Source organism: Ectorhizobium quercum (assembly GCF_026552795.1).
GTDB classification, from domain to species: Bacteria; Pseudomonadota; Alphaproteobacteria; order Rhizobiales; family Rhizobiaceae; genus Ectorhizobium; species Ectorhizobium quercum.
This window is the reverse complement of record NZ_JANFPI010000001.1, coordinates 561,355-582,612: the sequence shown is the minus strand read 5'-3', so window position 1 is coordinate 582,612 and position 21,258 is coordinate 561,355. Positions and strand designations below refer to the sequence as shown.

The window sequence follows — 21,258 nt, the reverse complement described above, 5'->3', positions numbered from 1 at the left end:
CAATAGGCGTCCGGCACCGGCCGCTCAGAAAAGGCCGAGCGGGAAATAGCGCAGATAAATGTCATCGAGCCGGCCCGTGACCACGAGTTCCGCCAGCGCATGGTCGAAGGCGGCGGCAAGCACCCTGTCCTGCCGCTTCACCATGATGGCAAGCCCTTCCCCCAGAAACCGCTCGGACAGGAAGGCCCCCGGCGCCAGCACGCAGCATTCCTGCGAGGCGCCGCCGGAAACCCAGAAGGACAGCCGCAGGGCATCCGAAAAGACGGCATCGATCGTGCCCTGCCTCAGCGCTTCGAGCATGTCGCCCTGGCTGTCGAAGGATTGCGACTGCATGGTAGGGAACCATGCCTTCGCCATCGCCTCATGCACGGTCGCCTTCACCAGACCGACCTTCCAGCCCGGTTCCGGCACGGTGCCTCCTGGCTTCACCGCCGATTTCACGGCGGCAAAACGGGCAGGCAGCAGCATATAGGGCCGGGAAAAGCCGAAACGCTCGCGCCGCTCCGGCGTCACCGCAACGGCCGCCACCGCCGCCTCGGCCTGGTCGGCGGAAAGATCCGTCTCCAGCTCGTCGAAGGGGACGGCCTGAATCTGGCATCGGGCCTGAAGAGCCAGCACCGCGCAGATCTCGCGCACGAGATCGATATGGAAACCGGCAAGGCGGGCGTTCTGGTCGGCAAAGCTGAAGGGCGGAAAATCGGTCGTCGTCAGGAACCGGAGGCGCGGATAAGCCGACAGGTCCGGCAGGGGCAGGTGTTCGCGCGCGTCGAACAGAAGCGGCATGCCGGGCGCTGCAGACGGTTGCGCGGGCGCTGCGCCGGTCGTCGCGGCAATGGCCGCAAGCGCTGCGGAAAGAAATCCGATCCCCTTATATTTAAGGGATGCAAAATGTAATTTCATACCTATTATTCACAATCATGAGGGGAACCCGGTAGCAGACCGTCAGGGCAAGGTTAGCAGACTCATGCGGCAAGGCAAATCCGGGGATTCATTCCACTCCGTCTCCCCGTACGCGATGCCGCATGAATCTTCGGCAGAGCCGGCGACCATTCCGTTGCCGGATGCGCTTGCGCCCGAAGCCGCCATTCTCGTCGCCATCGGCTACGGTGCCTCGCTGGTCGCCTTCATGGCCGCGCGAGCGGCCCGAAGCGGCGCGACGATCGAGGATGAGCTGCTGGCAAGCGGGGTGCGGGAGAACGATTACCATGCCGCCCTTGCCCGCCACCTGCACATTCGTTTTCTGCCGTGTCTCGATCCCGACGACCTTGCCGATGGAACCGGGCTGGACACGCAGCTCATCCAACCGGAAATGGTGCGGCTTCATCCGCCCGGCCGGCCGCCGCTCATCGTCATCGTTCCGCAGGCACGGCGCCTTTTCGAGCTGACGGCGCTGCTCGACGGGCTTCCCGATGCCCGCCGGGCGTTGGCCGCGACCGGCCGCCGCGCGCTCCGCGATGCCGTGCGGACGGCCGGCGAACGAAGACGGGTGCGCGAAACGGTGACGCATCTTTTCCGCTCCCCATCTTTCCGCCCGTGTCACGCTATGGGGCCTGCAAGGCTTCTACGCGGGAATCGCCATCACCCTGTTCGCCAGCGCCCTGGTTCTGGCGCCGCTGGCCACCGGCGATTGGCTGCATGCCTTTCTTTCACTGTTCTATTGCGCCGCCCTGCTGATCCGCGCCGCCGCGATCCGTGGCGCGGCGACGCCGCCGGCACCGCCAACGCCCGACGATGCCGGGCTGCCGGTCTATACCGTCATGGTGGCTCTTCACCGCGAAAGCGCCGTCGCTCGCCAACTGGTCGACGCCCTGACGAAGCTGGACTGGCCGGCCTCGCTGCTGGACATCAAGCTGGTCTGCGAAGCGGGCGACCTGTCCACGATTGCCGCGCTGAAGGCCGCGGACCCGGGTCCAGCCTTCGAGATCGTCGAGGTGCCGCCCATGCTGCCCGTCACCAAGCCCAAGGCGCTGAACTACGCTCTCGCCGGCGCGCGCGGCGAATTCACAGTGATCTACGACGCCGAGGACCGCCCTCATCCCGGCCAGCTTCGGGAAGCCTACCGCCGCTTCCGGTCGGCACCGGAACGGCTTGCCTGCCTGCAAGCTCCGCTGCACATCGCCAACGCGCAGGAGAGCGCTGTCAGCGCGCTTTTCGCGCTGGAATATGCGGGGCTTTTCCGCTCGCTTCTGCCGATGCTGGCCCGCGCGGGCCTGCCGCTGCCTCTTGGCGGCACGTCGAACCATTTCCGGACGGATGTCCTCAGGCGCGTTGGCGGATGGGACCCGTTCAACGTGACCGAGGATGCGGATCTCGGCCTGCGCCTGCACCGGCTCGGATATCGCAGCGGCGTGCTTTCCCGCCCCACCATCGAGGATGCGCCGGTGCGAAGACGGGTGTGGCTGAACCAGCGCACCCGCTGGTACAAGGGCTGGATGCAGACCTGGCTCGTGATGATGCGCGCGCCTTTCGCCCTGCCCCGCGAGATCGGCCTGAAGGCCAGCCTGGTCTTTCATCTTCTGATCGGCGGCATGCTGCTCTCGTCGCTCGCCCATCCCCTGATCATCGTGCTCGTCGTCCACACGCTGCACGACCTCATCGGCGGGCATCCGCTGACGGGAATGGAACGCATCATTCTGGCCGTCGATATCTTCAACGTGCTAGGCAGCTACTGGATCATCCGGCAGATGGGCATGAAGCGCATGACGGCACGGGAGCGGCGCGCCGTCGGATGGCGCCAGCTTCTTCTGCCCTTCTACTGGCTGGCGCTTTCCTTCGCTGCCTGGCGCGCCCTGCCCGAACTGGTCCGCAGACCGTTCTTCTGGCGCAAGACGCCGCACGCGCCGGCATCCTCGCCTTGAAGGTCGTCATAATATTTTCAAAGCAACCTAAAATTTCGGTAAAAATATCTTCCGACCATCACGGTCAACGCAATGAAACCGCAGCCATCAACCTCTAAATACCGAAATAAGCCTCAAATCCTTTCGTGAGGCTTAGCTCTTTTTTCAGAGAACCATGCTGTCCTTCGTCAAAAGGGGGACAATCATGGAAAAAATATTTTTTGCAGGCACATTGCTCGCCGCATCTGTATTTCCCGCAATTGCGAGGGCAGAAACACTCAATCTTCTGATCTGGGAACAATACATTTCCGAAAAAGTCCTGGAGACGTGGACGGAAGAAACCGGCGTCCAGATCCGGCAGATTTACTACGACAACGGCGACGACCGCGACCGTCTGCTTGCCGACCCCAACAGCAATATCGACCTTGCGATCCTCAACGAGAACATCACCGGCCTCTATTCTCGCAACGGCATGCTGGTCGAGGTGTCGGACGAGACGGTGCCGTCTGCGAGGCACTCGGTTGCGCGATGGCGCGAGCGATGCGTGGGGTACGGTCTACCCTATTTCTGGGGAACGCTCGGGATCGTCTACCGCTCCGACAAGATCGAGACGGCGCCGACGTCGTGGAACGACCTGCTCGAACCTTCCGCGGACCTGTCCGGCCATCTGGCGATGGTGACGGGCTATGACGATCTTCTTTCTCCGCCGCTCATTCTGGCGGGCAAATCCGTCAGTTCGGAGAACGAGGACGAACTGAAGGAAGCCTTCGAGATGCTCAAGGCGCAGGCACCATCCGTCCGCACCTACGACTACATCATGACGTCCTCGCAGGACGCGGCCATCGGCGACCAGCTCCACATGGCGCTTGCCTATAGCGGCGACCAGTTCACGCTGAGCGAGATATCCGGCAAGCCGTGGAAATACGTGCTGCCGCAGGAGGGAAGCGTGATCTGGGTGGACTGTCTGGCGGCCAATGCGAAATCGCCGCGCCGCGATCTCGCGGTCCAGTTCCTCGATTTCATCAACCGGCCCGACATCGCCGTCCGGAACGCCATCGATCTTTCGATGCCGACCGCCAACCAAACGGCCATTCCCCTTCTCCCGGACGAGATGAAAAACAATCCCGAGATATTCCCGCCGGAGGAGATCGTCGCGGCCAGCCAGTTCTACTACGAGTATTCGGCACCGATCATCCAGTTGCGCAAGCGCATCGTCAGCGCGGTCACGGGCCTTCATGACGCTCGGTAGGCGGGCCTCCGCGATCATCCTGCCGGTGGTCCTGCTGAGCAACATCCTCATTGCCGTATCCGTCTACTGGCTGGAACGCGACAGCATCGAGAGGGGCGAAACCGCCCGTCTCTCCAGGCAGATGGAGCGGCTGCAATCGCTGTTCGATCAGGATCTGGATTTCGCCCGCAATCTGGTCTTCATGATGCAGACGGGCGATGCCGTGCGCGCCTTCATGCGCGAGGCCGACGAAAGCTTCAGGACCACGGCGCTCGGTGTCAGGGTGCAGGAAGGCATCGAGTTCTTCTCCAGCAACTCGAGCCGCTTCGTCTCCTTCGCCATCCTCCAGAACGATCTGTCCGTCGCCTACTACTTTGAAAAGAGCGACGACCCGTTCGCCTCGATCCCTTCCGTGCAGATCGAAACGGCAACGCGGCGGCTGAGCGGGGTCGCGACCTCGTCGGACGAATTCGTCCAGGACGAGGGCGGGCCGCTGATCATCCACACCGCCCTCCTCGACCGGACCACTTTCTCGAATGCCTTCGCAACCCAGAGGGACGAGGCCTTCATCGTCCAGGCCGCCGTCCGGCCCCGCGACTTCCTGAGAATGAAGGACAAGCTGGAGAAGGAATACGGTACGGCACTGGTCATCGCGCCGGAAATCACCGGAGATGGCGGGCAATTCATGGCGGTGAGCAGCGTCCTGGCAAATCTGAAGCTGGGTCTGCCGCTCACGGATGCCTATCTCGCCGCGCGCCTGCAATCACTGAAAGCCACCCTGGCGATCGCATGCCTGCTGCTGAGCTTCGGCTCCGTGGGTCTGCTCCTGTTCCTGATCCGGCGCATCGTCACCAAACCGATTGCGGTGCTCGACAGTCAGGTCACGGACATCCTGTCGGGCCGCCGCCTGCATCTCGACCGCATGACGGGCCGCGGCGAGATAGAGCGCCTGACCACCAATATCAAGACGTTGCACGATCAGGCGCTCGACACGCTCGACAAGGTACAGACCGCCTCGTGGACCGACAGCCTGACCGGTATCAGCAACCGCTCCCGCTTCACGCTCGTCGGCAAGGGCATGATCGAGGACGCCCGCGCCGCGCGGGAGTGCCTGAGCCTGCTGTTCATCGACCTCGACAACTTCAAGTTCGTCAACGACACCTTCGGCCATGCCGCCGGCGACGCGGTGCTGCAACGGTTCACGTTGCTGGCCCGCGAAATCCTTGCCGCCAGCCGTCAGGAAGGCCCGGCGGAGGCACCGGGGCTCGCGCGCCTGTCGGGGGACGAGTTCGCGATCCTGCTTCAGGACACCGGGACGGCGGACAGGGCGGCGGAGATCGCCGCGCGCATCGTCGATCTGTTCCGCGACGGGCTTGCCGTGGGAAGCGAGACCTATCCGGTCAGCGCCAGCATCGGCATCGCCAGCTTTCCGGCGGACGCCCGATCGCTGACACAGCTCGTCTCCTCCGCCGACAAGGCCATGTATCACGCCAAGGCGTCAGGCAAGAACCGCATCACCCGGTATTCCTCCGCCTTCGCCGACGGCGACCGGCGCATCCAGCAGATCAGGGCGGAGTTGCAACGGCTTGATCCGGACGAGGAATTTTCCCTCGTCTACATGCCCATCGTGTCGAGAAGCGGCGTCATCACCCGGTGCGAAGCGCTTTTGCGGTGGACCTCGCCTGTACTGGGCGAGGTGTCGCCGCGCGAATTCATCCCGCTGGCCGAAACGAATGCCCTGTTTTCCAAGATCGACAGGTGGGTCCTGCAAAAGGCAACCGGCGATCTCAGGCAATTGCAGCAGGTGTTCGGCGACGGCCTCCTGCTTGGCATCAACATCTCGACAGCCGAACTGCGGTCGAGCGCCATCATCGACCATGCCCTCCAGGCCATCGGGCAAAACGGCGTTCCGGCATCGTCGATCGAACTGGAACTGACCGAAACCTTCTCCATCGGGGCGCCGGAGAAGGTGAAGGCCGTCGTGCAGGGCCTGAAGGACGCCGGCTTCCGGATAGCGCTGGACGATTTCGGCGCCGGCTTCACGTCATTGAAGCAGATCCTGGAATATCCGCTCGATACGGTGAAGCTGGACCGCGATCTGGTCGGGAAGATCCATGACGGCCGCGACACGCTCACATTGAACGCCATCATCGATCTGTGCCACTCGCGCGGCTGCGTGGTCGTGGCGCAGGGGGTTCGCGACAAGCTCACCCAGACCCTGCTGGCCCTGGCGGGATGCGATCTGTTCGAGGGACACGGCGTCGGTGCGGCCGTCCCGCTGGAGGACCTGCTCGCCGGCAGGGCGGATGCTGCGGAAGCTTCGGGCGGCGCCGGCCGTCTGCCCCGCCGCCTACCGATGGAGTGGTCGGCCCGTCACCGCGATTGAACGCCGATCCGGCTCAGGCGCGCTGGGTGGCGCCGCCATCGACATAAAGATCGCTCATGGTGATGTGGCCGGCCCGGTCCGAGAGCAGGAACACCACGGCGTCGGCGACGTCTTCCGGCGTGGCGAGCTTTCCAAGCGGAATGCCGGCCTTGTAGGTTTCCAGCGAGCCCGCGATGACACGCGCCGCACCCTGGTCGTCGGCCCACATGCCGGTCTGCATCGGCGTCAGCGTCGATCCGGGCGCGACGATGTTACAGCGTATGCCGTGCGGCGCGAGTTCCAGCCCGAGGCAGCGGGTAAACATCGTCGTCGCCGCCTTCGACGCCGCATAGGCCGCCATCGCGTGGCGCGGGATGCCGGCAGCGTTGGAACTGACGGTGACGATCGATCCGCGCCGGCGCGGCGTCATGCGGCGGGCGAGCGCCCGGGAGACGTGGAACACGCCGTCGGTGTTCACGGCGAAGACGTTGCGCCATGTGGCATCGTCGGTTTCGGCAATCAGCCCCGTCGCCAGAATGCCGGCGACATTGGCGCCGAGGTCGATCGGTCCCCATTCCCGCTCGACCTGCCCGACCAGCGCCTCGACGGCGGCGCTGTCGCGCACGTCCAGCGCCTCCGCGCGCAGATTGTCCTTAGCAACGAGACCGGGCGCTTCAAGGTCGATCGCGACAACGCGGGCGCCTTCCTCCAGTAACTGCCGGACAACCGCGGCACCGATGCCTCCGCCGGCTCCCGTCACCAGTGCGATTTTGCCTGCAAGACCCGTGTCGCGCATCATGTTTCATCCTCTGTTCTGTCAAACGACCGCAACCGCTCCGCCAGATGCGGCGCGATCAGTTCCACCGCCCTGGCGGAGGTGAGCTGCGGGTGCAGGAACGGCACCGGGATCACGTCCACCCCGTCCGCATAGGCGAGCCACAGTTCCGGCCTGAGATCGGTGCCCTCGTGATCGAGGGCGGCCAGCACATGTGTCAGCACTCCGCCATAGTGCGAATGGAAATGCCCGCGCACGAGGCGGTTGGTGTCGGGAACGACGCGCACCACGCCTTCGAGCGCGCTGGCCGGCAGGTTTCCGAGCGGGCTGTCGCCTTGCCGCAGGAAATCGAAAATCGCCTCGCGGGTCACGAGATCGGGATGTTTTTCCGGATCGTGACCGGCGATGACGATGAGCGCCCGCAGCGCATCCACCTCGCTCGGCTCGGGCTCGGCGCGCCAGCAATCGGCCGGATAGGAATCGAGCAGGGCGACGACGCCGACCTGCGCGCCGGCGGCCTGAAGCTGCGCCGCCATTTCCTGCGCGATGATGCCGCCGAGGGACCAGCCGCCGATGTGATAGGGGCCTTGCGGCTGCACGGCGCGGATGCGCTCAACATAGCCGGAGGCCAGCACCGCGAGGCTTTCCGGCATGGGTGCCGCCGGATCGAGCGCGGGCGACTGAAGACCGTAGACCGGCCGGCCGGCAGCCAGCGCCCGCGCCAGCGTTCGATAGCCCCAGGCGATACCGCCCGCCGGATGGACAAGGAAGAGCGGCGGATTGCCGGCCTTGCCTTCCGCGAGGCGGATCAGCGGCCCGAGCCCCTCGTCCGGCCCCACGACGCCTGAATCCACCAGCGCGGCAAGGGCCGCGACCGTGGGCCGCTCGAACAGCGCGCCGAGGCCGGGATCGAAACCGAAGCGTTCGGCGAAGGCAAGAACGAGATGGACGCCGGAGAGCGAATCGCCGCCGAGCGCGAAGAAATCGGCCTCCGGCCCCGCCGGTTCGGGCAGGCCGAGAATTTTTGCGAAGAGTGCCCCGACCGCCGCTTCGGTCGGTGTGGCCGGGCGGCTTGCACCCTCGTGCCGGAAGGCGGGCGCCGGCAGGGCGGCACGGTTGAGCTTGCCGTTGGCCGTGACCGGCAGGGCGGGCAATTCGACGAAGGCCGAGGGCATCATGTAATCCGGCAGCGTGCGGGTGAGATGGGCGCGCAACGCCGCCTCCCCGAAGCCGTCGCCGGGAACGAGATAGGCAACGATGCGCCTGTCGCCGGGCCGATCCTCGCGGGCGACAACGCCCGCCTCGCGCACCAGGCCGGAAGCCATGATCGCCGCCTCGATCTCGCCGAGTTCGATGCGCAATCCGCGGATCTTCACCTGATGGTCGGAGCGGCCGAGGAAGACGACCGCGCCGTCCTCGCGGAAGCGGGCGAGATCGCCGGTCTTGTAGATGCGCTCGCCGGGGCGGAAGGGATCGGGCAGGAAGCGTTCTGCCGTGAGATCGGGCCGGCCGAGATAGCCGCGCGCAAGCTGTACACCGCCGAGATAGAGGTGGCCCGCGACACCCGCCGGCAAGGGCCGCAGGCGTTCGTCGAGCACGTAGAGCCGCGTGTTCCAGACCGGAAAGCCGATGGGCACGGGAAGCGAGCGGTCGTCGCGGGTCGCAGGCCAGGAACTGACATCGACGGCGGCTTCGGTCGGGCCGTAGAGATTGTGCAGCTCGGCGGACAGCGTCCGGTGGAAACGCTCGCACTGGTCGGCCGTCAGTTCCTCGCCGGAGCAGAAGACGCGCTTCACGACGAGCCCCCGGCTGGCCGGAGAGGCGAGGAAGGCCGACAGCATGGACGGCACGAAATGCAGCGTCGTGATCCTTTCGTCGCGGATCAATGCCGCAATCGCCGCCGGATCGCGATGCGCGCCGGGCGGCGCAACGATGAGGGTCGCGCCCGCGATCAGCGGCAGGAAGAACTCCCAGACCGACACGTCGAAGGTGGCGGGCGTCTTTTGCAGGATGCGATCCGTAGCGTCGACGCCGTAATGGTCGCGCATCCAGACGAGACGGTTGACGATGGCGCGATGCTCGATCACCACGCCCTTCGGCTCGCCGGTCGAGCCGGACGTGTAGATGACATAGGCCATGTCGTCCGGCCGGGCCGCGTCGCCGGGCCGGGCCGGGCTCGGCGCCGCCTGTCCCTCCGGCGCCCAGCGCGAAACGGCCAGCACCTTTTCCCCGAACCGCCCGGCATCTGCGTCAAGGGCCAGCACGGCGACGGGCCCGGCGGAGGCGAGAATGCGGGCTATGCGTTCGTCGGGATGGTCGAGGTCAAGCGGCAGGTAAGCCGCGCCGGCGCGCAGGATCGCGACCAGCGCCACGACCAGTTCCAGCGAGCGCGGCAGGGCGACTGCGACGATGGTCTCGCGTCCCGCGCCCATCGATGCAAGCTGTGCAGCGAGTGCTGCGGAACGCCGGTCGAGGTCTGCATAGGTGAGCGTGTGGCCCTCGAAGACGAGCGCCGTCGCACCGGGCGTTGCGCGGAAGGTTTCCTCGATCAGCGCGACGAGCGTGGTGTCGGGCACCGCATGGTCCGTCGCATTGAGATCGAAGAGGAAGCGCCGCGCCTCATCCGGGCTTGCCGTCGGCACTTCGGCGAGGGCCGCAGCCTCCGAGGCACGGTCGAGAAAGGCCAGCAGCCGCTGCGCATGCGCCGCCGCATCCGCGCGGGAATAAAGGCCGGGATTGGCGTCGACCTCGAAGATCGTCGCATCCTTCGGGTCGCCCCGGAAGGTGAAGGTGATGTCATCGACCGCGCCGGCGCCGAGAATGTGCAGCGTCACATCAAGACCAGCCATCTTCGGTGGAACGTCGAAGGGCTGGACGTTGACCATCGGCCCGAACAGCCGGCGGTGGCCGCCGATCAGGCCGAGATCGCGGCGCAACTGCTCGCTGCGATAGCGCCCGTGCCGCCGCGCCTTGACCAGATCCTTCGACACGCCGGCGAGCCATTCCCCGATGGGAATATCCTCATCGGGCCGGACCCGCAGCGGCAGGACGTTCATCCACATGCAGGGCACGCGCGCCGTCGGGCTGCCCAGACGGCCCATATGCGGCACGCCGACGACGGTTTCCGCCGCGCCGGCGAAACGCTGGCAATAGGCGGCGACGAGGGCGGTGAGCGCATCCGGCCACGTCACGCTCGCCCGTTCGGCCAGCGCCGTCAGCGGCCGGAGGCGTCCGGCGTCGAGGCGGATCGTATGGCGGATGAAATCCTGGGCCGAGACGGCACGCCCGGATGCAAGGCTCGCGACCTCCGGCATGCCGGACATCGTCTCCAGCCACCAGGCACGGTCGGTTTCGCGTTTTTCGGAAGCGCGGTAGGTCGCGTCGTCCTCGACGGCCAGCGTGAGCGGACGCAGCGCCGGACCCGGCTCGACACCGTTCACCAGCGCCGAATAGATCTCGCCTACGCGGTTGGTGACGAGCACCCAGCCGTAGCCGTCGATGACGAGGTGATGCGCCCGCTCGTACCAGAAGGCGCGATTGCCGGAGAGGATGTAGAGCCGGAACAGCACCAGCCTGTCCTTTTCCGGGTCGAGCGGCGTGGCGGTGTCGCGGCGCATGTCGGCAAGCGCCGCCGCCTCGGGATCGGCCTCGCCGGTAAGGTCTGCCACCTCCAGCCAGGGACGATGGTCCTCGTCGACCACCTGCCGAACCTCGTTGCCCGTCTCCGTGAAACGCAGCGCCAGCGCATCCGCCTCCGCGACCATCCGGTCGACGGCCGTGCGGAACGCCGCGACATCGAGGCTTCCGCGCATTTCGATGTACTGCCCGGTGTTCAGGATCGGGTTTTCCGGCTCGATGCGCTGGAAGTACCACAGGCCGGACTGCGCTTCGGTCAGGCCGGCGCCCGTATCGTCCGCCGTGCCGGCTTCGATTTCCTTACCGAACGCCATCGGCGGCTTCCGCATCGGCGTCACCCTGGCCGCCCTGGCGCGCCTCGACGGCCTCCCACCAGGCCGCAAGCGTGAAGCGTTCGGCGAAAGTGCCGAAATCGAGATCCACGCCGGCCTGCTCCCACATCATGATGAGGTTGAGAAGCCGCATGGAATCGAGGCCGAGATCCATGAGATTGTCGTCCAGGCCGATTTCCTCGGGCTCCAGATGGACCAGCGCTGCGATGTCCGCGCGCATCCGTTCGAGTGTTATGGTCATGATCCCTCTCCGTCAGGCCAGCGCCGCAACGGCTTCTACCGTGGTCATGGGCACGCCGCAACGTCCCGCGACCCATTTGACCGCCATGTCGTGTTCGGCCCGGCTGAAATCGGCGAGCGCATCCGCGATGAAGAACGTCTCGATGTCGCGCTGGAAGGCTTCGGCGGCCGTCATCAGGCAGCCGATATGCGCGTAGATGCCCGTCACCAGAAGCTGATCGCGCTTGCGGGCGCGCATCAGCGTTTCCAGATTGCTACGCTGGAAGGCGCTGTAGCGGTGCTTGACCAGCACGATATCGCCGGGTTGAGGCGTCAGGGCCGGCACGATCGACTGATGCTCCGGGGCCGAGCCCATGCCCGGACCCCACAGGTCCGCCTGGAGCCCGCGATCACGCCGGTCCTGATCACCGTTCTGGGCCGTGTAGAACACCGGGATGCCCCGGGCACGGCAATGGGCGGCCAGCGCGGCGATATTCGCCGTGGCCGGCGCGATGGGCGCGGTATCGGACGCGTAGGCGCCGACGAAATAGTTCTGCATGTCGTGGATCAGCAGTGCCGCACGGTCCGTCTCGACTTTCCACGGCCCGCGCGGCGCGGGAAGCTCGTCGGCGCGCGGCAGTTCGTAGGATGCGATCTTCGGCAGTCCCATCGTCTCACGCCTTTCCGCGCTGGCCTTCGAGGAATTTCTCGCGCAGCGCCGCGCGCAGTTCCTTGCGGCTGATCTTGCCGACGGCGGTCGTCTGGAACGCGCTCACGAAGACGATCTGGTCCGGCACCTTGAAGTCCGCGAGGTTGCGGGTGCGCATGAACGCCTTAATAGCGGACGCTTTCGGCGGCTCGCCCTGGGCGATGATGAACGCGCAGCTTCGCTCGCCGAGAAATTCGTCGGGAACGGACACGACCGCCGCATCGAACACATCGGGATGGGCGAGGAGATGATCCTCGATCTCTTCCGCCGAGATCTTCTCGCCGGCGCGATTGATATGGTCGGTCGCGCGGCCCTGCACGACCAGATTGCCCTCGGGCGTGCGCTTCACCACATCGCCGGTGCGGTAAAAGCCGTCCGCGGTGAAGGAGCGGGCATTGGCGCCCGGATCGTTGTGATAGGCGCGGATCGTGTAGGGACCGCGCACCAGGAGGTTGCCCGGCTCGCCTTCCGGAACGGGATTGCCGGCATCGTCGAGAATCAGCACCTCGTCGTCCGGGCTGATCGGGCGCCCCTGCGTCTCCACGATGACGTCCTCGGGATCGTCGAGGCGGGTGTAATTCACCAGCCCCTCGGCCATGCCGAACACCTGCTGCAAGGTGCAGCCCAGCACCGGGCGCACACGTTTGGCGGATTCCGGCATGAATTTCGCCCCGCCCACCTGCAACACCTGAAGACTGGAAAGATCGTGTTTCGTCCGCGCCGCCGCCTGAAGCCAGAGCAGCGCCAGCGGTGGCACCAGACCGGTGATCGTCACCCCTTCCCGCTCGATCAGCGCGAAGGAGGCCTCGGCCGATGGCGACGGCGACAGGACGACGCGCCCGCCGGCATAAAGCGCGCCGAAATAGCCGGGCGAACTCATCGGGAAGTTATGCGCCGCAGGCAGCGCGCAGAGATAGACGCTGGTCTCGTCGAGCCCGCAGATGTCCGCGCTGGCGCGGAAACTGTAGATATAATCGTCGTGGGTGCGCGGAATGAGCTTCGACAGGCCCGTGCTGCCGCCCGAGATTTGCAGGAACGCCACCTCGGAGGGAGACGGCAGCGCAAACTCCAGCGACGGGTCGGCCGCAAAGGAGGCGAAAGGCGTGAACTCCTGCGCATCGCCGATCACGACCACATGGCGGATGTCCGGCACCTCGGCGACGACCTCACGCGCCAGCGCCCGATAGTCGAAGCCGTCATGGCCGGCGGCGATCACATAGGCGCAAGCATCGGACTTCCGGGCGAAATGCACGATCTCGGTCAGCCGGTGCGCCGGCAGGGCATAGACCGGGATCAGCCTTGCGATGAACAGGCCGAAGACCGCCGACAGGAATTCGGGAATGTTGGGGATCTGCACGACGACACGGTCGCCCGGCTTGAGGCCGAGGGCGAGAAAACCGGCAGCGGCGGCTTCCGCCCGGCCGAGCAACTCGCCATAGGTCCAGCGCTGCTCCCCGCCGATGACGGCCACCCGGTCAGGAAACGCAGCCGCGCGTTCGCGGATGAAGGCCGGAAAGGTTTCGCCCCGCCAGTATCCGGCCGCGCGATAGCGCTCGGCGAACTCGACCGGAAAATCCTGATGAACTGGAATCACGCTGCCTTCTCCCCCAGCGGGCGCCCCTGCTCGTCGACGCCCAGCGCATTCAGCATGGCCAGAAACTTGGCCGAGGTCTCGTCCACCTCCGCCAGCGGGTCCGATCCGGCCACGATACCGGCACCCGCATAGAGCCGTATATGCGAACCGGAGAGCTGTGCGCAACGCAAAGCGACATACCATTCGCCATCGCCGCGATCGTCCATCCAGCCGACGGCGCCGGCATAGAAGTCGCGATCGTATCCCTCGACCTCCCGGATCAGCGCCGCGGCCCGGTCGCGCGGCAGGCCGCAGACCGCCGGGGTCGGATGAAGCGCCGCGACAAGTTCGGCCACCGGCGTGTCCCGGTCCCTGAGCCGGCCGACGATGCGCGTTCCCAGATGCCACATGGTGGCCGTGGCGCGCAATGCCGTGCCATCCGGCGCGGAAAGCGCGCTGCAATAGGGCGCCAGCGCATCGAACACGGCCTCCGCCGCAGCGCGATGCTCGCGCCGGTCCTTGTCGGATCGTTCGAGCGCTTCGGCGGATTGCCGGTCGGCGGCCGGGTCCGCACGGCGCCGGGCCGAGCCCGCCAGCGGGTGGGAGACGATGGTTTCCCCCTGCCGCGAAACGAGCAGTTCCGGGGTGGCGCCGATCAAGCGCGACGGCATTCCCTCGCGCGACGGCAGCGATGCGGAGAACGTCACGGTGCTGGCATCGGAGGAAAGACGGCGCAGCAGGGCGCCCGGATCGACCGGGGCGGAGGCCCGGATATTCAGGCTGCGCGACAGAACCACTTTTTGCAGCGGATGTTCGCCGCCGCCGCGCCCGATCTCCTCGAGAACCCTTTCGACCGCCGCGGCGTAGTCGGCGGCGGGCGGCTCCTGCGAGACGATCCACTTGCCGTCGCCGGCGAAAGCCGCGCGATCCGGCGCCGCCTGCGGCCCGGCAACCCGTTCCAAGCCGGCCGGCTGGAAAAGATAATCGTCGGCTTCGCGGTCGAACGGAAGCACACCGGCCAGCAACCGCACCCCGTCCTGAAATTCGCTGAAGAAAGCATTCGCCCGGGCCGCCAAAGAGGACGCATTACCTCTTGTCAGCCGCCGATTTATACCTTCTGCCCTCAAGCACAAATCGTCTGATTTGAGATAAAAACTTTCCATAGCAAAGTAAATGCGACTAAATTTGCCGCAAAACCCCCTGAATTATTTACTTTCCCAAAGCATTCGCATGGGATAGATTGACGATTGCTCTCAAGGCGCGGCATAAACGCCGGCGGCCACCATATAGGCAGGAATAAAAAGATGATCAATCCTGTCAACTTAAAATTCTGTAATCTTGCACGACGAAATGGCATGGCCACGGCGTCGACGAAAAGGAATAGCGATGCAGGAAAGGCACACTTACGATCGGGTCTCGATCTGGCTTCACTGGACGATGGCCATACTGATCATCGCCCTTTTTGCGACTGGCTGGATCTGGGGCATTTTCGAACGCGGCTCGCCGCCGCGCATGTATCTCTTCCGGGCGCATATCGTGCTGGGCAGCACCGTTCTGGCACTGGCCGTCTTCCGCATCGGCTGGCGGCTGACGCATCCGGCCCCGCCGCTGCCGGCAGGCATGAACCGGCCGACGGTCATCGCCGCGCGCGCCACCCACGGGCTTCTGTATCTGGCCATCCTGATCCAGCCGATCCTCGGCCTTCTGACGATCACCGCCTTCGGCAAGACGCTCGGCCGCTGGCCCCGCGATCTGCATGTGACACTCACCGGGGTGATTTTCGCGATCATCGTCCTGCATGCCGCCGCCGCGCTCTGGCACCAGTTCATTCGCCGCGACGGGTTGCTGTCGCGCATGCTGCCGTCGAGCCTCGCCACCATCGTCCTGACCGGCGCGATGATCTGTTCGCCCGAAGCGAACGCCCAGGTGATCGCCACGGACGTTCTGGGCCGTCAGGTCAGGCTTGAGCAACCGGCACAGCGCATCGCCATCGACGACGGCCGATATCTCATTGCCCTCTCCCTGATCGCCCCCGATCCCGTCAGCCTGCTGTCGGCCTGGCCGCGCGACATCAACCGCATCGGCCCGGCCGTCTACGAGCAGTACCGCCAGACATTCCCCGCCATCGAGACGCTGCACCAGATCGCCAGTTCCGCCGGCAATCTTTCCGTGGAACAGGTGCTCGCGGCCGAACCGGACCTTGCGATCTTCTCGCTCACCTCGCAGCCCTCCGAAGAACAGATCAGGCAGATCGAGGCAGGCGGCGTTCCCGTCGCCATCATCGACTTCTTCAACCAGCCCCTGCAAAACCTCGAACCGAGCCTGCGTTTTCTCGGACAAGTGACCGGCCGCACGGAACAGGCCGAGGACTTCATCGCCTTTCGCAGCGAACGCGCCCATGCGATCACGTCTGCACTTGCCGCATCGACCGGAGAGCGGCCCCGTGTCTTCCTGGAGCCGCATGCCGCGCGCACCGACGAGTGCTGCGCCTCGCCCGGCACGGGCAATATCGGCAACTACATCGAGTTCGCCGGCGGCGAGAACATCGGAAGCGCGGCCATCAAGGGCGTGACCGGCGTCCTCAGCCTGGAATTCGTGATCGAGGCCGATCCCGACGTCTATATCGCCACCGGCGGCCCTCACATGGAAGGCACCAACGGCCTGCTGATCGGCCCGGGCTACGACAGGCAGCGCGTCCACGACACGCTGGAGCGCGTCGCCGGACGAAATGGCATATCCAGCCTGAAGGCCGTGCGCGAGGGCCATGTGCATGGCATCGCCCACCAACTCCTCAACAGCCCGCTCGACGTCCTGACGATGGAAGCGCTGGCGAAATGGATCCGTCCCGACCTCTTCGACGGCATCGACCTCGACGGCACCTTGCACGAGATCAACGCGCGGTTCCTCGCCGTTCCGCTCGAAGGCATCAACTGGATGGACCTCTGACAGCGCCCGGTCAGAGCAGGCCGTCGACCATGATCTGGACATGGCCGTGCGAGCAGCGCTCGACACGCGCCTCGACGCCGTAGACCTCGGCGAACATCGCCGGCGTAATGGCCTCGGCCGGCGTCCCGTCCGCAGCCACCCTGCCGTTCGACAGCACGATGACGCGTTCGCACCAGCGGGCGGCAAGCGCGATATCGTGGAGGACGAAGATCGTCACCATGCCGCGCTCGCGCGCCAGGTCGCGCACGACGCTCATGACCTTGAGCTGGTATCGGAGATCGAGCGCGCTGGTCGGCTCGTCCAGCAACAGGACCGACGGCTGGCGCGCGATCGCCTGCGCCAGGCTCGCAAGCTGGCGCTGGCCGCCGGAAAGACGGTCGAGCGGCGCAAGCGCCAGATCGCCGATCCCGAGGCGCTCCAGCGTCTCGAAGGCCCGCCGGCGCAGGTCGGCCTTGCTCGTGCCCTCGGGCGGGGTCGCATGCAGGGCCGAAAGGACGGCCTCGTAGACGCTCAGCGCAACGCGCTGCGGCAGGGCCTGCGGCATGTAGGTCACGTGCCGGGCATAGGCGGATGCCGACAGGCCATGCAATTCGCGCCCGTCGACCTCTATGGAGCCCTGCGAGCGGATGAGGCCCGCCAGGCCGCGCAGGAGCGTGGTCTTGCCCGCCGCGTTCGGCCCCACCAGCGCCGTCAGGGCACCGCCGCGCACGAGCGGCAGCGACAGGCCGGAAACGACGTGCCGGCCGGGATAGCCGACCGAATAATCCGCAACGCTCAGGCGATGGACCGGCGCGCTCATACCCGTTCCCGCTTCAGAAAAATCAGCGCCACGAAGAACGGCACGCCGATCAGGGCGGTGACGATGCCGACCGGCAGCACCGCGCCGGGCACGAGAACCTTGCTGGCCACGGACGACAGGGACATCACCAGCGCGCCGGTCAGCATGCTTCCCGGCAGAAGGAAACGATGATCTTCCCCCAGAAGCAGCCGGGCGATATGCGGGCCGACCAGGCCGATGAAGCCGATCGTTCCGACGAAGGCGACCGCCGTCGCGGCGAGGATGCTGACCCGCAGCAGCGACATGAACCGCAGTCGCCCGACGCCGATGCCGAACGAACGCGCGCGGTCCTCGCCGAGCCTCAGCGCCGTCAGCTTCCACGAATCCATGACGGCAAGCGGCGAAACGACGGCGAGCACGACGACGAGCACGCCCAGCCGCTCCCAGTTGGCGCGCGTCAGCGATCCCATGCTCCAGAAGACGAGCTGTTGCAGCGCCTCCTGGCTCGCGATGAACTGGATCAGCGCCACCAGCGCATTGAAGGTGAAGACCATAGCGATGCCGAAAAGCACCAGCGTTTCGGGGCCCGTGCCGCGCAGGCCCGCGAGCGACTGGAGCAGCAGGACGGAGCCGAAGGCGAAGAGAAATGCATTGGTCGAGACGAGCCACGCATTGTCAAAGCCGGGAACCCCGACGCCGAGCACGATGGCCAGCGCCGCGCCGAGCGAAGCGGCCGACGACACCCCGAGCGTGAAGGGGCTGGCGAGGGAATTGTTGAGAATGGTCTGCATTTCGGCACCGGCCAGCGACAGGGTTGCCCCCACCAGCACCGCCATCAGCGCCTGCGGAAGCCGCACATCCCATATGATGACCCGCGCGGACGGGGAAAGTCCGTCCGGTGCGAAAAGCCCGCGCAGCGCTTCGGCGGCCGACAGGCTGGAGGGGCCCGTCACCAGGTCGGCGACGAAAGCCGCCGCCATCGCCACGCCGAGCAGCACCACCAGCGCCACCCGGCGATAGACGATGCGCGTGTAGCCTTCGACGTCTGATGGAGTCTCTCGGATGGCTGGCAAGACTGATTCCGCCCAGTGCATGATTTTTCAGCGTTGCGGATCGACCGCGCCCGGCCGCAGCATATGCGACAGGCGACCGGCATAGTCAATTATTGACTCGATGACACATGATTGACGATAATGCGCGATCATGACGAATTCGCCGTCCACCCTCATACGCCCTCCGCCGCCGGTTGCCGAACTGGCGCTGTTCCGGAACGAACATCCGACACACAGCCTTTCCCGCCGGACAATCGCCGCCGACGGCGTCGCCCACCGGCTGTTTCTGGCCGTTCCCCGATCCTCGCCGCCCGCCGGCGGCTTTCCGATCCTCTACCTGCTCGACGGCAACGCCGCCTTCGACCTCATGGATGCCGGGCAGCTCGCCGCCGCAAGCGGCCTGATCCTCGCCGGGATCGGGCACGATACGGACCTTCGCTTCGACCCGCCGGCCCGCTCGCGCGATTACACACCAGCGCGCCATGCCGGGGACCCCTATCCCGATCCGAACCGGCCCGACCGCCTGATCGGCGGTGCCGGCGCCTTCCTGCAACGGCTTACCGGGCCGATCCGCGAAAGCGTCGAAGCAGGTCTGCCGGTCGATCCCGCCCGCCGCATGCTCTTCGGCCATTCGCTGGCCGGCATGTTCGCGCTCTACACGCTGCTGAAGCGCCCCGGCGCATTCCGCCACATCGCGGCCGCCAGCCCGTCGATCTGGTGGGGCGATGAAATCATGCTGGAACTCGAGGCGAAGACCGGCGATCCGGGCGAGCCTCATGACGTTCTCATCACGCTCGGCGACAGCGAACGCCGCTCCAGTCCGGCCGGCCCGCATTGGCAAGGCCCCGCCCCGCACACGCTGGAGATGATCCGGCGGCTTTCGCAGCGGAACAACATCTCCGTCACCTCCCGGGTCCTCGAAGGACTGGGACACGCCGCCACGCTTCCGGCAACCCTTCCCCTCCTGCCGGCCTTCGCCAGGAACGGGTAGCGAGGACGCGTTTCCTCCGCCCCACCCAGTCCGCTTCCAGATTCCGCAAACGAAAACGGCGCCAGCAATGAAGCTGGCGCCGCCGGTATTCCGGTTCTTCTGGCCCGGATTTACGACTTCGGCTCGATCTTGGAGATGCGGTCGCCCGTCGGATCGTCCTCGCCGCGCGACTTGTTGATCGCGTAGACATTGCCCTTGCCGTCGGCAATGACGTGGTTCGGGTTGCTGCCGCCGTCCAGGTTGGCGACGATCTCGCCGTCCGGAGACACGACGGTCACGGTGCCTGCGCCACGGTTGCTGACGAAAGCAAGGTGGTTGACCGGATCGAAGGTAACGCTCAGAGCGCCGGCGCCGACCGGCACGGTATGCAGCGTCTCGCCGCTGTCGGTATCGACGATCGCGAGGTTGTCGCTGCCCTGCGACGCGACGAAGGCGCGCTTGCTGTCATGATCGTAAGCCACGCCGATGGCCGACAGGGCACCCTTGACCGGGATGACCTTCTCGACATTCTGGGTTTCGAGGTCGATGATCGCCAGTTCGTTGGTGGTCAGGCTGACCGTCACGAGCTTGCCGGCCGCCTCGTCGATTGCCAGGCTGGCCGCGCCGAACTGTTCGCGGCCCCGCTTGCCCGAGCGGATCTCGATATTCTTGACGATTTCCAGCGTATTGGTATCGACGACGGCCACGACGTTGGTGCGGGCTGCCGAAACGTAAGCATGGCCGCGGGCTTCATCGACCACCACATCACGCGGATGGCTTATCGCGCTCGGCTCGAACTGCTTGACCAGCGACAGGTCAGACTGCTTGTAGACGGCAATCGTGTTCTGACGCGTGTTCGTGACCCAGACGGTGTCCTTGCTGTCGTCCAGACCGATGCCGTAGACGGCGAAAACGCCGCCTTCCCGCGGGCCTTCCTGGCCGGCGCCGGGTCCGCCGGCAGGGCCTGCGCCGCGCTCCGGCGCGGGCGCCGCTTCCGGCGAAATCTGGGCGGAGATTTCCAGCGTCGCCGGATCGATCTTCACGAGAGCCGATTCCTTGACCGGCGGGCGGCCGACCGCGGCGGTGACGAACAGGGCATCGTTCTTGTCGCTATAGGCTGCCTGATAGAGGCCACGCACGAGCTTGCTGCCGGTCAGGACGAACTTGTCGTCGCCGAACAGGTCGACCTTCGGCGAGACCTTCACCTTGAACACGGAGGACGCCGCGGGGTTCTCCGCGTTGACCACCAGATAATGCTGCCCCACCGCCGCATCATCGGGGATCGTCGCGCTCCACCTGAACTTGCCCTCGCCGTCCGCCTTCAGCGGTTCCGTGGTGAGCTGCGTCGCGCCGCGCCAGATCGTCACCTCCTGGCCGGGCGCGAAACGATCGCCGGAAAGCGTGATCTCGCTGCCGGCATAGATGGGCTGGCCGCGCTCTGCGGAGGAAGCCGAAACGCTACCCTGAAACTCCGGTTCCGGCGCAGTCGAAAAGACCGATTGCGCGTTGGCATAGGAATACCCCGACGCCAGGATTGTCGTTAACAACATTAAACGATAGGCAACGGTCTTCATTACTTGCTCTCCATTTCAGTCTGACCCCAGCACCAATTTCCTGGTGGCGTGATGAACAATATCGAGTGAGGTTATCACGTCCTCCCCCTTGCGATTTGCACCAATATAAACTTGACTTCCTTTGTCAAATTAAATTTTCTCAACATTGCATGGAAAGGCTTGCCTTGGGCGCGGCGGTGCGTTCAATCATCCACGCAGACTTGTCGCCCGGCAATTCCAAGGTCGGGCGCGCGCATACCGGACAGACATGAAAGGCTTTCAATT

Annotated in this window: 16 protein-coding genes; 5 read left to right on the top strand and 11 right to left on the bottom strand. The window is 65.7% G+C overall.

The window, feature by feature from the left end; genetic code table 11:
- Positions 1-24: 24 nt before the first annotated feature.
- Positions 25-900, bottom strand: a complete 876-nt coding sequence (locus tag NOF55_RS02615) for a transporter substrate-binding domain-containing protein (protein ID WP_370868879.1) — start codon at positions 898-900, stop codon at positions 25-27.
- Between the two features lie 88 nt (positions 901-988).
- The gene (locus tag NOF55_RS02610; protein ID WP_306409751.1) at positions 989-1,507 is read right to left on the bottom strand and encodes a hypothetical protein; all 519 of its coding nucleotides are present in this window, start codon (positions 1,505-1,507) and stop codon (positions 989-991) included.
- 250 nt (positions 1,508-1,757) lie between these two features.
- On the opposite strand from NOF55_RS02610, the gene NOF55_RS02605 reads away from it, so the two are divergent.
- The 3 genes from NOF55_RS02605 (at position 1,758) to NOF55_RS02595 (ending at position 6,451) form a co-directional block, all read left to right on the top strand.
- Positions 1,758-2,858: a glycosyltransferase family 2 protein gene (locus NOF55_RS02605; protein WP_306409750.1), complete on the top strand. Its 1,101-nt coding sequence runs from the start codon at positions 1,758-1,760 to the stop codon at positions 2,856-2,858.
- Between the two features lie 184 nt (positions 2,859-3,042).
- Positions 3,043-4,086, top strand: a complete 1,044-nt coding sequence (locus NOF55_RS02600; protein WP_306409749.1) for a polyamine ABC transporter substrate-binding protein — start codon at positions 3,043-3,045, stop codon at positions 4,084-4,086.
- The gene (locus NOF55_RS02595; RefSeq protein WP_306409748.1) at positions 4,073-6,451 is read left to right on the top strand and encodes a putative bifunctional diguanylate cyclase/phosphodiesterase; all 2,379 of its coding nucleotides are present in this window, start codon (positions 4,073-4,075) and stop codon (positions 6,449-6,451) included. Before NOF55_RS02600 ends, NOF55_RS02595 begins: the two co-directional genes overlap by 14 nt.
- Positions 6,452-6,464: 13 nt before the next feature.
- On the opposite strand, the gene NOF55_RS02590 is transcribed toward NOF55_RS02595, so the two are convergent.
- Genes NOF55_RS02590 through NOF55_RS02565 form a run of 6 tightly spaced genes read right to left on the bottom strand, consistent with a single transcriptional unit; the run spans position 6,465 to position 14,699 of the window.
- Positions 6,465-7,229, bottom strand: a complete 765-nt coding sequence (locus NOF55_RS02590) for a 2,3-dihydro-2,3-dihydroxybenzoate dehydrogenase (protein WP_306409747.1) — start codon at positions 7,227-7,229, stop codon at positions 6,465-6,467.
- Positions 7,226-11,155 carry a non-ribosomal peptide synthetase gene (locus NOF55_RS02585; RefSeq protein WP_306409746.1) on the bottom strand — a complete coding sequence of 1,310 codons (3,930 nt, stop codon included), beginning with the start codon at positions 11,153-11,155 and terminating at the stop codon, positions 7,226-7,228. Before NOF55_RS02585 ends, NOF55_RS02590 begins: the two co-directional genes overlap by 4 nt.
- Positions 11,142-11,414: a phosphopantetheine-binding protein gene (locus NOF55_RS02580; RefSeq protein ID WP_306409745.1), complete on the bottom strand. Its 273-nt coding sequence runs from the start codon at positions 11,412-11,414 to the stop codon at positions 11,142-11,144. Before NOF55_RS02580 ends, NOF55_RS02585 begins: the two co-directional genes overlap by 14 nt.
- 12 nt (positions 11,415-11,426) lie before the next feature.
- Positions 11,427-12,062, bottom strand: coding sequence for an isochorismatase family protein (locus NOF55_RS02575; RefSeq protein ID WP_306409744.1), 636 nt, complete (start codon positions 12,060-12,062; stop codon positions 11,427-11,429).
- A gap of 4 nt (positions 12,063-12,066) precedes the next feature.
- Positions 12,067-13,695, bottom strand: a complete 1,629-nt coding sequence (locus NOF55_RS02570) for a (2,3-dihydroxybenzoyl)adenylate synthase (RefSeq protein ID WP_306409743.1) — start codon at positions 13,693-13,695, stop codon at positions 12,067-12,069.
- Positions 13,692-14,699 (bottom strand): isochorismate synthase, encoded by a 1,008-nt coding sequence (locus NOF55_RS02565; protein ID WP_306409742.1) that lies wholly within the window; start codon positions 14,697-14,699, stop codon positions 13,692-13,694. The genes NOF55_RS02570 and NOF55_RS02565 overlap by 4 nt, the downstream gene beginning before the upstream one ends.
- 361 nt (positions 14,700-15,060) lie before the next feature.
- Between NOF55_RS02565 and NOF55_RS02560 the strand changes: the two genes are divergently transcribed.
- Positions 15,061-16,620 (top strand): cytochrome b/b6 domain-containing protein, encoded by a 1,560-nt coding sequence (locus NOF55_RS02560; RefSeq protein WP_306409741.1) that lies wholly within the window; start codon positions 15,061-15,063, stop codon positions 16,618-16,620.
- Positions 16,621-16,630: 10 nt separating this feature from the next.
- Here the strand turns inward: NOF55_RS02560 and NOF55_RS02555 are convergent, their stop codons facing one another.
- Both NOF55_RS02555 and NOF55_RS02550 read right to left on the bottom strand, forming a co-directional pair.
- The gene (locus tag NOF55_RS02555; protein ID WP_306409740.1) at positions 16,631-17,419 is read right to left on the bottom strand and encodes an ABC transporter ATP-binding protein; all 789 of its coding nucleotides are present in this window, start codon (positions 17,417-17,419) and stop codon (positions 16,631-16,633) included.
- The gene (locus tag NOF55_RS02550; RefSeq protein WP_370868877.1) at positions 17,416-18,492 is read right to left on the bottom strand and encodes a FecCD family ABC transporter permease; all 1,077 of its coding nucleotides are present in this window, start codon (positions 18,490-18,492) and stop codon (positions 17,416-17,418) included. Before NOF55_RS02550 ends, NOF55_RS02555 begins: the two co-directional genes overlap by 4 nt.
- 109 nt (positions 18,493-18,601) lie before the next feature.
- Here NOF55_RS02550 and NOF55_RS02545 point away from each other — a divergent pair, with 109 nt between their 5' ends.
- Complete coding sequence (locus NOF55_RS02545) at positions 18,602-19,441, top strand: alpha/beta hydrolase (RefSeq protein ID WP_306409738.1); 840 nt, start codon at positions 18,602-18,604, stop codon at positions 19,439-19,441.
- Between the two features lie 110 nt (positions 19,442-19,551).
- On the opposite strand, the gene NOF55_RS02540 is transcribed toward NOF55_RS02545, so the two are convergent.
- Positions 19,552-20,994, bottom strand: coding sequence for a YncE family protein (locus NOF55_RS02540; RefSeq protein WP_306409737.1), 1,443 nt, complete (start codon positions 20,992-20,994; stop codon positions 19,552-19,554).
- Positions 20,995-21,258: the final 264 nt, after the last annotated feature.